Source organism: Pseudomonas sp. 203-8, from assembly GCF_020708595.1.
Taxonomy (GTDB): Bacteria; Pseudomonadota; Gammaproteobacteria; order Pseudomonadales; family Pseudomonadaceae; genus Pseudomonas; species Pseudomonas aeruginosa.
On sequence record NZ_JAJFDF010000003.1, the window covers coordinates 589,125 to 602,169 of the forward strand.

12 protein-coding genes are annotated in these 13,045 nt (G+C 62.2%); 11 read left to right on the forward strand and 1 reads right to left on the reverse strand.

What is annotated here, in order from left to right; genetic code table 11:
• The first annotated feature begins 76 nt into the window (after nt 1-76).
• Nucleotides 77-403, forward strand: a complete 327-nt coding sequence (locus LJF27_RS09565) for a hypothetical protein (RefSeq protein ID WP_071536614.1) — start codon at nt 77-79, stop codon at nt 401-403.
• On the opposite strand, the gene LJF27_RS09570 is transcribed toward LJF27_RS09565, so the two are convergent.
• Nucleotides 389-1,258, reverse strand: a complete 870-nt coding sequence (locus LJF27_RS09570) for a hypothetical protein (protein WP_171884488.1) — start codon at nt 1,256-1,258, stop codon at nt 389-391. The genes LJF27_RS09565 and LJF27_RS09570 overlap by 15 nt on opposite strands.
• Before the next feature lie 252 nt (nt 1,259-1,510).
• Between LJF27_RS09570 and LJF27_RS09575 the strand changes: the two genes are divergently transcribed.
• Genes LJF27_RS09575 through pilM form a run of 10 tightly spaced genes read left to right on the forward strand, consistent with a single transcriptional unit; the run spans nt 1,511 to nt 12,153 of the window.
• The gene (locus LJF27_RS09575) at nt 1,511-2,635 is read left to right on the forward strand and encodes a TcpQ domain-containing protein (RefSeq protein ID WP_058167806.1); all 1,125 of its coding nucleotides are present in this window, start codon (nt 1,511-1,513) and stop codon (nt 2,633-2,635) included.
• Nucleotides 2,635-4,344, forward strand: coding sequence for a PilN family type IVB pilus formation outer membrane protein (locus LJF27_RS09580; protein WP_020751093.1), 1,710 nt, complete (start codon nt 2,635-2,637; stop codon nt 4,342-4,344). Before LJF27_RS09575 ends, LJF27_RS09580 begins: the two co-directional genes overlap by 1 nt.
• Nucleotides 4,345-4,347: 3 nt before the next feature.
• Nucleotides 4,348-5,673 carry a type 4b pilus protein PilO2 gene (gene pilO2 / locus LJF27_RS09585; RefSeq protein ID WP_058167805.1) on the forward strand — a complete coding sequence of 442 codons (1,326 nt, stop codon included), beginning with the start codon at nt 4,348-4,350 and terminating at the stop codon, nt 5,671-5,673.
• Complete coding sequence (pilP, locus tag LJF27_RS09590) at nt 5,663-6,196, forward strand: type IV pilus biogenesis protein PilP (RefSeq protein WP_017002274.1); 534 nt, start codon at nt 5,663-5,665, stop codon at nt 6,194-6,196. The genes pilO2 and pilP overlap by 11 nt, the downstream gene beginning before the upstream one ends.
• 8 nt (nt 6,197-6,204) lie before the next feature.
• Nucleotides 6,205-7,785 carry a GspE/PulE family protein gene (locus tag LJF27_RS09595; protein ID WP_003149523.1) on the forward strand — a complete coding sequence of 527 codons (1,581 nt, stop codon included), beginning with the start codon at nt 6,205-6,207 and terminating at the stop codon, nt 7,783-7,785.
• Nucleotides 7,785-8,864 carry a type II secretion system F family protein gene (locus LJF27_RS09600; protein WP_058167804.1) on the forward strand — a complete coding sequence of 360 codons (1,080 nt, stop codon included), beginning with the start codon at nt 7,785-7,787 and terminating at the stop codon, nt 8,862-8,864. Before LJF27_RS09595 ends, LJF27_RS09600 begins: the two co-directional genes overlap by 1 nt.
• Nucleotides 8,865-8,885: 21 nt before the next feature.
• Nucleotides 8,886-9,416 carry a type 4 pilus major pilin gene (locus LJF27_RS09605; RefSeq protein WP_003099765.1) on the forward strand — a complete coding sequence of 177 codons (531 nt, stop codon included), beginning with the start codon at nt 8,886-8,888 and terminating at the stop codon, nt 9,414-9,416.
• Nucleotides 9,413-10,354: an ATPase, T2SS/T4P/T4SS family gene (locus LJF27_RS09610; protein ID WP_003109361.1), complete on the forward strand. Its 942-nt coding sequence runs from the start codon at nt 9,413-9,415 to the stop codon at nt 10,352-10,354. Before LJF27_RS09605 ends, LJF27_RS09610 begins: the two co-directional genes overlap by 4 nt.
• Nucleotides 10,355-10,358: 4 nt before the next feature.
• A complete protein-coding gene (pilV, locus tag LJF27_RS09615) occupies nt 10,359-11,687 on the forward strand; it encodes a shufflon system plasmid conjugative transfer pilus tip adhesin PilV (RefSeq protein ID WP_019726843.1) in 1,329 nt (442 codons plus the stop codon).
• A 28-nt stretch (nt 11,688-11,715) separates the two neighbouring features.
• The gene (gene pilM, locus LJF27_RS09620; protein ID WP_058167803.1) at nt 11,716-12,153 is read left to right on the forward strand and encodes a type IV pilus biogenesis protein PilM; all 438 of its coding nucleotides are present in this window, start codon (nt 11,716-11,718) and stop codon (nt 12,151-12,153) included.
• Nucleotides 12,154-13,045: the final 892 nt, after the last annotated feature.

A 13,045-nucleotide genomic window follows, 5' to 3' on the forward strand; every position in this document is an offset into this window, starting at 1 on the left:
AGTATTTCTCGCTGACCCTCGCCCCAACAGGAAGCAAGCTTCAGCGTAACGACTATCCAGCAGGAGCCCCCCTGAAATGAGATTCGAGCAACCCTCTCCAACTATCGACTACCGACGAAATATGATTCTGCAGGCGCTACTAAAAATAGATACACTCTACGAACTAACCCAAGCCGCCTCTCCTAAGCTGCTAGCGAATATTAGGGAAGCGCTAACCGACCCAGATAAAATTTGCGAAATGGTGACCACGGTCGCCTTATATTATCTTCACCGGGAGCCTACGGTACCGGCGTTATACATAGAACTCGTCGAGGATGGAGTTGCACGGCACCCATTCACCCTCGACGAGATAGAGGCAGTGATGAACTCAAAAATCAAGGAAGTACTCCTACCCAACTCTTGAGTGAGCCATTTCCACACGCCGCTTTCGCTTCATATAGTAGTTGTAAAATTTCGCACCATCGAGAATTATCTTTTTCTCATATAAGAATTTAGCTGTATCGACTGACTCTCCCGGAGGTATCTCTACAATCCGCACAGTGATGGACTCTGCACCACCATCTTTCATCGACTCCGCGTGACCGAAGAATAGCAGCCGTATCTTGGAGCGGCTGCCACCTTTCCTTCGGACATAGATAAATCGCCCGTAACGCTTGGCCTCAAAACCTTCGGAAAGAGCATTTATCTTCTCTGCAACCTCATCACTGACCGAGCAACCAAATATATCCTTGGACTCTGTCATGTACGCGAACGCATAGGGCAGGTTGTAAAGATTAATCGCCTTATACTCGTATCCCTTATTTTTGGCAAAATCGTCAAGCATATCCTCCAAAACACGGTCTACGAATCTGACCCCTACATCAGTTTCAATAAATGAGACGACCAGATCAAACGCCATCACTAGCGCCTGCTTTACCTCATCAATTTTCCTCCTCTGAGAGGGAGGGCGCCTAACCCTATCGTCCATATTCGATGAATTGGTAAGATCGCAGTTTAGATATTCTCCCTCATCATAGTTAGCAACACCACGAACATTTCCTTTGTAGTGTTTAGCATAGAAGCTACCGCTGCGCGTCTCAGTTGCAGTCCTATTCACCATAACTGTTGGATTCTTGCACGAGGGGCAGATCGCATAGGATCTCAAAACACCATTCACACTTTGAACATACGGCTCCTTTCTATTTGTTCGCCTGTAATACTCATCCTCGGTCAGGGGAATAGGCTCACCAGGATTATTAATGAGTGCAAATACGTTCATCCGAGTCTCACTTCAAAATTGGACAGTAAAACCAATGACGCCAGTTTCAAACAAGGCTGCAACAACATCACGCAGTATGCCTCAATGACCCTTGCAAACACGCTCCTTCACATACCTTAGTGTCTCGTTGACCAACGACCGTGAGCGTCACAGCCACGTAGATGAAAATACCCTGGCCTTTCGCCGAGTATTTCCTGCTGAGGCATGGCGGATGGCCTGCCACTGTGTGCCCCATCATCAAAGGGGGCCTCAATGACCAGGCAGTTGACCACTCTCACGCTGTGCCTGCTGCTCGCCAGCTGCACGACCCACAAGGCTGAGCCGGCCAGGCCCGCCTTCGACAGCAGCCGCAATCCAGACCTGCTCTCACCGGACCTGTACCCGAATGGCGTACAGCCGGAGAAGGAGCCCGTCGTGCGCTACGGGCGCTACACCCTGGTCAGCACCCAGCCGGACGCTGGCCAGCGCGACCTGATGGCACAGATTATCGACGTGACCATCCCGTCGAGCATGAACCCGAGTGTCAAGGACGCCATGCAGTACGTGATGAGCCGCTCGGGTTACTCGCTGTGCCCGGCAGAGGCCGGTCATGTGAACATCCTCTACACCCGGCCGCTGCCGGCGGCTCAGTACAAGCTCGGCCCCATGACCCTGCGCAACACCCTCCAGGTCCTCTCCGGTCCAGCCTGGCAGGTTAAGGTCGACGAAGTGGCGCGGCAGGTCTGCTTCGTGCTGCGCCCGGGCTATCAACTTCCCCCAGCGTCGAGGCCGAAACCGGTCCAGCAACTGTATGCGAAACCCGCTGCCCCAACACCGGAGGCGGTAGCGCAACCTTCTTCCACGGAAAAAGTCAGCACGCTGGAGTCGCCCGTCGTGGTCGCCTCGGTGCCGACACCGGCGCCGATCACAACCAGCCCCGCTCCGGCCAAGAAGCCTGAATCCACCACTGTGCTCCCCCCAGCCGCACCGGCCAAGGATGGCCACCCCTCTTCTCCTCCCGCGGCTTCGGCACCGACCAAGCCTGCGGCCTCCGCCGTGAAGTCCACGCCGCCCACTCCGGCCAGCGTGGCTTCCGCCCCACCGGTCAAGGTGCTCACGCCGACGGAACCGAGCCGGCCGCTGGCACAGGCCTGGTCAGCCGAGACGGGATCAACCCTGCGCGACACCTTGGAAGCTTGGGCAAAGCGCGCACGCTGGACCGTCCGCTGGGAGCCGCAGGATCTCAACTATCCGATCGAAGCTCCCCTGACCTTCCACGGCTCCTTCGAGGACGCGGTATCCGAGCTGTTCCCACTGTATGACGCTGCCGAACGGCCCTTCCTGGTGAACGCCAGCCGCCCGCAGTCCCTGATCATCATCAAGGAGCGCAAGAACTGATGCGTGCCCCCCTGAAGAACCTCTTGCCTTGCCTCCTGATCCCCGCACTGGCCAGTTGCTCAGTCACGCGGGTGAACGAGTCGGCGGATCGTGTCGAAGCCACGGCAGACTCCGCGTCATCGATCGCCGCCCAGGTGCGCAACACCCGACCGGATCGGCGCGATACGGTGGTGTTCTCCGACAAACCCTGGGTCAGCACGAAACCCCTAAGCGTTTCGCACACCTTGTCCAGTGACTGCATCGTGACGTGGCGCCCTGCAGGCGCAGCGTCGCTGCAGGAGGCCGCCCAGGAAGTCATCAACCAATGCCACATGGCGGTCAGTATCACGCCCGACGCGCTGAACCCGGCCGCCTTCGCTCTACAACCTCAGCAGCGCGCGAGCAACGCCCCGCCGCCCATCCAAGGCGGCCAGGACATGGCCACCATGCTGTTTCCTGCCTCCGTCGCCAACGGCATGTCGCTCGGTGCCGGCGGCAGCATGGGGTCGAGCTTCGGGTCCTACGGCCCGCGGTCTCTGTACAACATCAAATGGAACGGCAAAGTCAGCGGGTTCCTCGATCTCATCGCCGCCCGCGCTGGCGTGTCCTGGCGCTACAACCCAACCGAGAAACGGGTCGAGTTCTACTACCTGGACACGCGGACCTTCCGCATCTACGCCTTCGACGACGTCAACACGGTGGACTCTACCGTGCGTTCCGGTATGACGACGGCCGCCGGCATCAGCGGGGACGGCTCCGGATCCACCGGACAGAATGGCAGCTCCGGCATCAGCGGCGACTCCGGCAGCAAGCAGACCACCAGCTCGGAGCTGAAGACATCGATCCTCAGCGACATCGAGAACAGCATCAACTCGATGCTGACGCCGAGCATGGGACGCATGTCGCTGTCGCGTGCCACGGGCACCCTGACCGTCACCGACCGTCCAGAGGTCCTCAACCGTGTCCAGCAGCTGGTCAACCGGGAGAACGAGAGCATCACCAAGCAGGTGCTGCTGAACGTCAACGTGCTCTCGGTCGCCCTCACCGACAAGGATCAACTGGGGATCGACTGGAACCTGGTCTACAAGTCGCTCAACAACAAGTGGGGCATCGGCCTGAAGAACACCATGCCGGGCATCGACCAAAGTGCGATCTCCGGCTCCGTGAGCATCCTGGATACCGCCAACAGCGCCTGGGCTGGCTCCAAAGCCATGGTCCAGGCGCTGGCCCAGCAGGGCCGCGTTTCGACCGTCCGCTCCCCGTCCGTGACCACGCTCAACCTCCAGTCGGCGCCGATCCAGATCGGCCGCTACGACAGCTACCTGGCCTCCAGCCAGATCTCCAACGTCGCCCAGGTCGGCAGTACCACCTCGCTGATCCCGGGCGCCGTGACCAGCGGCTACAACATGAGCCTGCTGCCGTTCGTGATGGAAAGCGGCGAGATGCTGCTGAAGATCAACATCAACATGACCTCCCGGCCGACGTTCGAAATGCAGACCAGCGGGGACTCCAAAGCCCAGTTCCCGAGCTACGACATACAACTGTTCGACCAGAAGGTACGCCTGCGCAGCGGCGAGACCTTGGTACTCTCCGGCTTCGACCAGACCACCGAGGACACCAACAAGGTCGGCACCGGCGACGCTGGGTTCTTCGGGCTTGGCGGCGGGCTGACCCGCAATACCAAGCGCGAGGTCATCGTGGTGCTGATCACCCCCGTCGTGCTGGGCTGAACCATGGAGAAGCCTGACCTCGGCAGCCGTGGACCAGACGTCTCGATCCTGAGCTACCACGGCAACAAGTTCGTCAGCGGCCTGTTCTGGCGGCCGCTGTCCAGCCAGCGGCAGTACATGAAGGAAGCGCGCAAGCTGGGCAAGGAAGAGCATCTGGACATCGTTGCCATCCGCCATTCGCCGACGGTGATTCAGGCCGGCTTCGTTTCGAAGTCGCAAGGCGCAGTCAAGGGCATGTACTCCCTGGCCTCGGCGCTTTCAGGCCAGTTCGACGGCGACTTCCTGGCCTGCTGGAAAATCGACGAGGACCGCTACGCGCTGGTCGCCACGCTCGATGGCGCAATTGTCCCCGGGCAGGATGTGGTCACCACCCTCGACGAGGCCCGGGACCGGGTCAGGAAGCTCTCTACGCGCGGCGTGCTGCGAAACGCACAGGTCTTCGTTCCCGAAGGGTTCGATTTCCCCGTCAAGGACTTCGACATCGAGGAACTGCTCGCGCCGAAGCGCCTGCGGCGCGACTACCGCCTCCGGCAACTCACCTTCGGCTTGTCCGCCAGGGAGTGGACGGCAGTGGCCCTGCTCGGTTGCGTGGTAGGTGGGTCGCTAACCGCCTACTACCTATGGAATGCCCACCAGGAAGAGCTCGCCAGGCAAGCCGCGCTCCTCGAGGAGCAGAGGCGCCTCGCCGAGCTGGCCGAGAAGAACGCCCAGGCCAAGCAGCCGCTGGACCTGCCGTCATTGCAGAAGCCTTGGACGCTCATGCCTGACCTCGAGGACATGCTACGCGCCTGTAGCAAGGCAACGGGGGTACTGTCGCTGTCGATCCAGGGCTGGCTCTTCGAATCCAGCAAGTGCGACGGCAGGGTCCTGGTCGCCACCTACCACCGTACCGGCAACAGCACGGCAGCCGACCTGACAGCGGCCAGCCAGCACCTGTTCGCCGACCGCCCCGCCTTCGTCATCGACAACGGCAACACCGCGGCCCTGAAGGTCGATCTGAAGGTCGCCATCGGCAGTGATGAGCCGCTACTGCCGGCGGACGACGTTCTGCAGGCGCTGACCAGCCACCTGTACCGTCAAGGGGTCGAGCCCAAGCTGTCGATCAGCCAGGAAACAACTCCGCCCCTCCCTGGCGCGGAAGCTGCGACTGAACAGCAAGTTGTGTTGCCTTCCTGGAAGAAATTCACCTTCAGCGCCCAGACCCGGCTCCCGGCAGACCTGACCTTCCAGGGGCTGCCCGCAGCCGGTGTCCGCATCACCAACCTCGAAACCACGCTCAAGGACAGCCAGTTGGACTGGACTGTCACAGGAGAAATCTATGCGAACTGAGCCGATCGGCATGGCCGTGGCCGTGCTCTTCCTCCTCGCGTCCGGCCAGGCCTGCGCTGGCACCGTTGGCGAACTTGCGGAGATCCAGGCCCAGGCCATCCTCACCGAGGCCAAGGTGCGCCTGGCCACGGCGCAGCGGCAATTGGAAGGCAAAGGCGAAACCGGCCAGGTCGTCAGCGCCCAGGGGCAGACGTTCGCCATGCCGGTGCCGGCGGCGCCGCCGACGATCACGCAGCCGGTTCCGCCAGTGGTGCGGACCATCTACGGCGCCGGCGGCAAGATGACTGCCACGTTCTTGTTCCCGGGCGGGTACGAGGTTGACGCCGCCAGCGGCGCGGAGCTGCCGGGCAACTACCGCGTCGAGTCAATCTCGCTGGACCAGGTCGTGCTCACCGACAAGGACGGCAACCGCGTGCCCGTGGGCTTCTCCAGCGTTGCCCCCTCCCAAGCCTCCTCTACGACCCAAGGCGCCTCGGTTCCGCCGGCGCTGCCCGGGGCTGTACCGCAGCCGTTCATTCAGTAGGCACCGCCATGACGAACCTTCAGATTGCCGCGCTTGCGCAGCCCTCCATGGTGACCCAACTGCTCACCGCCGACGGTGGTGAATGGGAGGTATCGAAGCACCTGCAGGAAATCATGGCCCTGGCCGCCGACGGCACGCTCTATCTATCGGAGAGCCACCAGAACGACATACACGTTCTGTCGTTCATCGACCGTCTCGATCGCCGTGGCTTCCGATACCAGCTCAACCTTACCGACCTGCAGACCATTCACCAGCTTTACCGCGCCGTCGCCATGGACGGCCTGGTCGATAGCGATGGCCAGCGCGCCACCCAGATGCAGGAGCGCGTGGTCAAGATCATTCGTAAGGCCACTGAGCTCCGCGCCAGTGACGTGCATTTCGTCGTGAGTCCCGCCGGCACCGGCAGCAAGATCCGTTTCCGCGTCGACGGCCTGCTGAAGACCGTCGAGCAGTTCCGCAGCCAGGAGTTGCACGAACTCTGCGCCACCATCTACCAATCCATGTGCGACGTGGCCGAGCCACTTTTCAAGCCGCAACTGGACCAGGATGCGCGGATGAGCCAGACCTTCGTCGAGAAGCTCAACCTGTTCGGTGCCCGGATCGCTACCCGCCCGCGTGCCGGGGGGTTCTTGATGATCCTGCGGCTGCTCTACGACGACACCGGCCTAGACAGCCTGGAGCAGCTCGGCTACCTGCCCGAGCAGAACGCACTGTTCGATCGCATGATGCGTATGCCCTACGGCATCAACATCCTGTCCGGCCCCACCGGGTCAGGAAAGTCGATGACCTTGAAGGTCACCATGGAAGGCCTCGACAAGCTCCATGGCGGATCCAAGCACATCCTGACCATCGAGGATCCGCCGGAATACCGCATTCGCGGCGAAGGCATCAACCAGACCCCACTGGTCTACGACGCCACCGACCCAGACGCAGAACGCCAGGCCTGGGCCGCGGGCATCGCCAACGGCATGCGCCTGGATCCGGACTACATGATGATCGGCGAAGTACGCGACCTCTTCGCCGCTGTCGCCGCGTTCCGTGGTGCGATGACCGGGCACGGCCTATGGTCGACCCTGCACACCAACAGCGCGATCGGCATTGTCCAGCGCCTGAAGGACCTGGGCGTCGACCCCGGCTTGCTGTTCGATCCGGCCCTGCTGACCGGCCTGATCAACCAGAGCCTGCTGCCCAAGCTCTGCCCCCGCTGCAAGCTGCGCTTCCAAGACCACCAAGACCAACTCGCGCCCGACTTGGTCGAACGGGTCCGACGCTTGACCGATGTTTCCCAAGTGCATGTCAAGGGGCCTGGCTGCCAGGCCTGCCGTGGCTCCGGGGTCAACGGCCGCTCGATCGTCGCCGAGGTGGTGCTGCCCACCCTCGCCTTCATGCGTGTGTTCGCCAAAGGCGGCCCAGCCGAGGCACGCAACTACTGGGTCAAGACCATGCAGGGCATCACCAAGCACGCCCACGCCATCCGCCGCATCAACGAGGGCATCTTTGACCCGCAGATGGTCGAGGATTTCATTGGGCCACTCGACTTCGATGAGCATCTGCTCGACGACAGCTTCTACTCGCAGGAGGCGTGCTGATGGGGGGCTTCTGGGAGCAGTTGCAGTTCGCCTTCTACAGCAAGCAGTTCGGTCGCAAGGAACGCCTGCAGTTCTACGAAAGCATGTCCACCCTGCTCGAAAACGGGGTCCCGCTGAAGGACGCTGTGGCAGAGGTACACAAGATCTTCGCTCATGAGGGACAGCATCCGTTTCATCCGGTGGCCATCGCCAGTCGCGAAGCGCTGATGGGGCTGTCCAACGGCAAGCGTCTGGCCACCGCCATGGCGCTCTATCTGCCCGCCCAGGAGCGAGCGCTGATCGAAGCCGGCGAGATGAGCGGCAACCTGGTTCAGGCCATGGGCGATGCCGTCTCCCTGGTCGAGGCCCAGGCCAGGATCCGCGCCACCATCTGGCAGGCGCTGCTCTACCCCTCGGCGCTGTCCGCCATGATGGTGTTCCTGCTGTGCATCGTGGCCTATCGCATGGTCCCCAGCCTGGCCAGGCTTTCCGACCCAGTCACCTGGACCGGCCCACTCGCCACGCTCAACGCCATTGCCAGCTTCGTCACAGGACCTGGTATCTACGTTCTGGTCGCCGTCATCACTCTCACGGTGGTGGTCATCGTCACCTTGCCGACCTACCGCTGGAAAGGCCGGGTCTGGCTGGACCGGACGCTGCCGCCCTGGTCCATCTACCGCATGCTCCAGGGCACCACCTTCCTGCTGAACATGGCGGTCATGCTCAACGCCGGCATACGCCCCTACGACAGCCTGGCCAGCATGATCAAGATCTCCCCGCCCTGGCTGAAGCAGCGCTTGGAAGCTGCCCGCTACGGCGTGGGCCTGGGCCAGAACCTGGGAGTCGCCCTTCGCAGCGCCGGTCACGATTTCCCCGACCGACAGGCCATCCAGTACCTGTGCATCCTCGCCAACCGGGGAGGCTTCTCCAAAGCGCTGGTCAAGTTCAGCCGCCGCTGGCAGGAGACCAGCCTCAAGCAGATCGAGCTGGCCGCCGGGCTGGTGAAGAACTTCGCCCTGATCTTCATCGGCGCGCTGATGATCCTGGTCCTGCTCGGCGCCTACCAGGCACAGCAGCTCATCCAATCCATGAACCACTGAAACCTCACCAAGGAGCGCTCCATGAGCACTACGCAACGCACTTCCCGACCGACGCAGGGCGGTTTCGTTTCCATCGAGATGATCATCGTGCTGATCATCATCGCCATCGGAGTCGGCCTGGGGCTGGCCGCAGCAGCTGGGATGTTCAGTTCGTCCAACGCCAACGAGGAACAGCGCAACATCAGCGTCATTGCGGCCAACGCACGTGCCCTGAAGACCTCTTCGGGCTACGGCTCCAGCGGTACCAACCTGATCCCGAGCCTGATCGCAATCAACGGCGTGCCGAAGAACATGAGTGTCTCCTCCGGCGTCGTCTACAACGTCTACGGCGGATCGGTCACTGTCTCGTCCACCGGCATGGGCTTCTCGATCACCACCAGCAAGTTGCCCCAGGACGCCTGTATCACGCTGGCCACCAAGATCGCGAAGAACACATTCGAGCAGACCAAGATCAACAGCGGATCCGCGATCACTGGTGAAGTGACCACCGCAGCGGCGACCCAGGCCTGCAGCAGCGACAGCAACAGCATTACCTGGACCTACAGTTCGTGAGTGTGAACCCGATCATCCAGGCTCAGTTCGTCGACCTTTACCTCGGTGAAGGCTTCGCCGACGTGAAGGGCCTGGCCGGCGCCGGCGCGCGCCGAGTCGAGGTGCCTCGCGAGTGGGAGTCGCACGCCCAGGAACTGCTCCAGCTCTGCAGGCAAACGCTGGAGGAGCTGCAGGATCCTGAGTTCGCCATCGTCGTCGACGGCGTTCTGCTTCGCGTCACCCTCCTCGAGGACGCGTTCAGTGGCAGCGTCTTCGTGCTGCGCCGGTCGACCGCTCAATTGCGGGAGTTCCAAGAGATCGGCTATCCGAGCGAAGTGGTTTCCGCGCTGATGGATCCGCAGCTGCAGGGCCTGGTCCTGTTCTGCGGCGAGATGGCGACAGGCAAGACCAGCTCCGCCGCCTCTCTGCTCCTGGCCCGCCTGCAGGAGCTGGGCGGGGTGGGCTGCGCCGTCGAGGACCCGCAGGAAACCAACCTCAGCGGTCAACATGGGCTCGGCCGCTGCATCCAGGTCAGAACCTCACGGCGCTCAGGCGGATACAGCGAGGCTCTGCTGCGCACGCTGCGGGCCGGCGCCGACCTGGTGCTGATTGGCGAGATCCGCGACGAGGACACCGCCTACCAGGCCTGCAAGGCCTCTCTGACCGGCAGCCTGGTGATCGCCACCATTCACGCGAAAAGCTGTCATCAGGCGATCGAGCGCCTGGTGACGCTCGCCCAGCCACTGGCGAGAAACGCCTACGACGTGGTTGCCGAAGGCATCCAAGCGGTGATCTGCCAAGCGCTGGAGAGCGATGGTTCTTCGCGCCGCCTGACCGCCGAGCCACTGCTGTTCACCGGCGACGACGGCCCGTCCATGCGCGACAAGATCCGCCGAAAGGAAGCTCATCTCCTGCAGGACGACCAAGCTCGCCAGTCCCGGCAAAGCCTGTGGAGATAACACCATGAGGAGTAAGCGCAGCAGTGGATTCATCTCGATCGAACTGATGATCGCCCTGGTCGTGATCGCCATCGCGACCGCCGGCGGCATATCGGTCCTGATGAGCTACCTGGACGGCCTGGACGAGCAGCACGCGGCCCAGCAGCAACTGCAGGTGGCCAAGGCAGCGGAGAAGTACCTGAAGGACAACTTCAGCACGGTTCTGGCCAGCGCCGGCGCCACGGCCCCGGCGGTGATCACCGTCCCGATGTTGCGCAACACCCGTTACCTGCCCGCAGGCTTCCGCGACACCAACATCTACGGCCAGCAATACCAGGTACTGGCCCGCAAGCCGGCGGCCAACCAGCTCGAAACGCTGATCGTGACCACGGGTGGACAGGTAGCTTCCGAACTCTCGATCCGCCGGATCGCGCAGCTCATGGGAGCCACCGGGGGCTACATCTCGAAAACCAACACCAGTATCGCCCAGGGCGCCGCCTGGCAGGTGGCCTTGAGCAATTTCGGTAGCGCTCCCGGCGCTGGACACCTGGCGACGGCGCTGTTCTTCCAGGACGGCGCCATCGCCAACGAGTACCTCTACCGCAATGCCGTCCCGGGTCATCCCGAACTCAACCGGATGAATACCACGCTGGACATGGGAGGCAACAATATCGCCGCGGCCGGGGCGATCACGGCCAGCGGCAACATCACCACCAGCGCGGACATCAGCGCGCGCAACGTGACAGCCACTGGCACGGTGAAAGCCGGCACTGCTGACGTCGCCGGCGAGACGTACACCGGAGGCTGGTTCAGGACCCGTGGTGACACGGGCTGGTACAACGAGAAATGGGGCGGCGGCTGGTACATGAGCGACAGCACCTGGGTGCGCTCCTGGATGAACAAGAACGTCTACACCGGCGGCGAGATGAAGGCGGGCAAACTCACCGCCGAGGGCCGGACGGAAGTCGGCGAATACCTGCAGCTCAAAGGCGTGGCCACCGAAGGGGCCGACTGCTCGCCGAACGGGCTCGCCGGCATTACCAGCACCGGACTCTGGTTGTCCTGCCAGAACGGAAAGTGGGGGCGAACCGCCGCCTCCATGCGCATGAATACCACTGCGGGCGTGATCAAGGACTGGTGTACGTTGCACGGCCAGGACAGCGGCATGATGTACTACGACTATGTCCGCTACGCGATCACCTGCGGCGGCCGATTCTGCGCGGTGGGCTTCAACCAGACCTTTGGCACCAACTACTCGTTCGGCCTGATCACCGAGATCGGCCCGGGCTTCAACTATCCGGAGCCCTACAAGACCCCCGACTCGACCAACGTCACCGTTACCTGCGTGAACTAGCAGGTCGCCACGACTCAAGGACTGCCGTATGCCGCTGATGTGGATCGTCCTGGTGCTCGCGCTGATCACCGGGACCTGGCTGAGTGTACAAAGCAACCACGCGACCTCGAGCGCCGAGCTGGCCGAGGTCGACACCCTGGCCAGGAGCTTGCTGCTCTACCGCTCCAGGCTGGCGGAGTACGCACACGCCAACCCCGGTTTCAGCGGTTCGCCGGCGGACTCCGCTCTTGGTCTACCGGCCTGGTTCCGCAAGCCAGTGCGGCTTCAGGGCTACATCGCCGCCGGCACCAGCTACGCCTTCATCGCCTCGCCGCCGGCGGGGCTGGCGGCGGCCGTGGATGCTGGTACGGAATCCGACCTGGTTGGCGTCAGGCGCAACGACCAGTTGGTCACGCGCCGCCTCGGAGCCACTGCCATTGCGCTCCCTGCGCCCATCCCCGAGGGCGCGGTGGTCGCGGTCAACTAACCCCCACAGGCTAGTAAACCCCGGCGCAGCTTGATAAACCGGCCTTCTGAACACATAATGCCATCAACTTTGATTTCACCCCGCTGGCTACTGACGGTCATCAGTAGCGCCCTGGTGATGCAGGTTCGCCTCATCGCCAAACCGTAAGCACGCTACAACACCGGGTGGGGCGTGCGGATCTGGTTGAGAATTCTCCCTGTGTCTCCCTGTTCTTTTGCTTGTCATGCAGCCGTCAACTCGTGTCGAGCGAGTTTAAAGGCACATAGGGTTCTCAAGAGGTTCGGTGTTTCCTCGATTTAAGGGTCGTACTGGTGTTACGGCCCCTCCTTTTCCCCTCTCCATGGGTAGCCTGATGCTCCTGCTCCAGGACTATCAGGCTACCCATCGGGTTCCTTCTCCCTGCCGGTGGCCCGCCGGTGATACGCAGGGCTCCCTTTGTACGCGGATGCGTGCCTACTGTTTGCTGGCCAAGCCACGATAATGGCCGGGTGATGGGATCGAGACGATCAATGCCCAGGGATCGACGATTCAACCACAGGTGGCTCACTTGACTCCCCTTCCAGACACGGCTGGGGAAACCTTTGACAGGGTTTCTACCAGCCGCGCTCTTCCGCCCTCGCTCTCCGCCCGCTGCATCCGCTCCCCCTCCTGCTTGACCTTGACACTTTTGCCCCCCGCTTCGATGATGAACGCGTGATCTGCTGACGTTGTCAGCGACATGCCCCATGCAGCTCGGATCCGAAATGCTGCAGCACAGCCCACCGTGTTGATCCAACCCAAGACCGCATAGCTTCTGGTAGCGCGGTCGGTCGGCCTCGGTCGATAGAAGCTCCCTTCCGCAACCCAGCGGGGAATCCACTTCCCCGCCAGGGCCAGTGTTTTCTCCGCACCC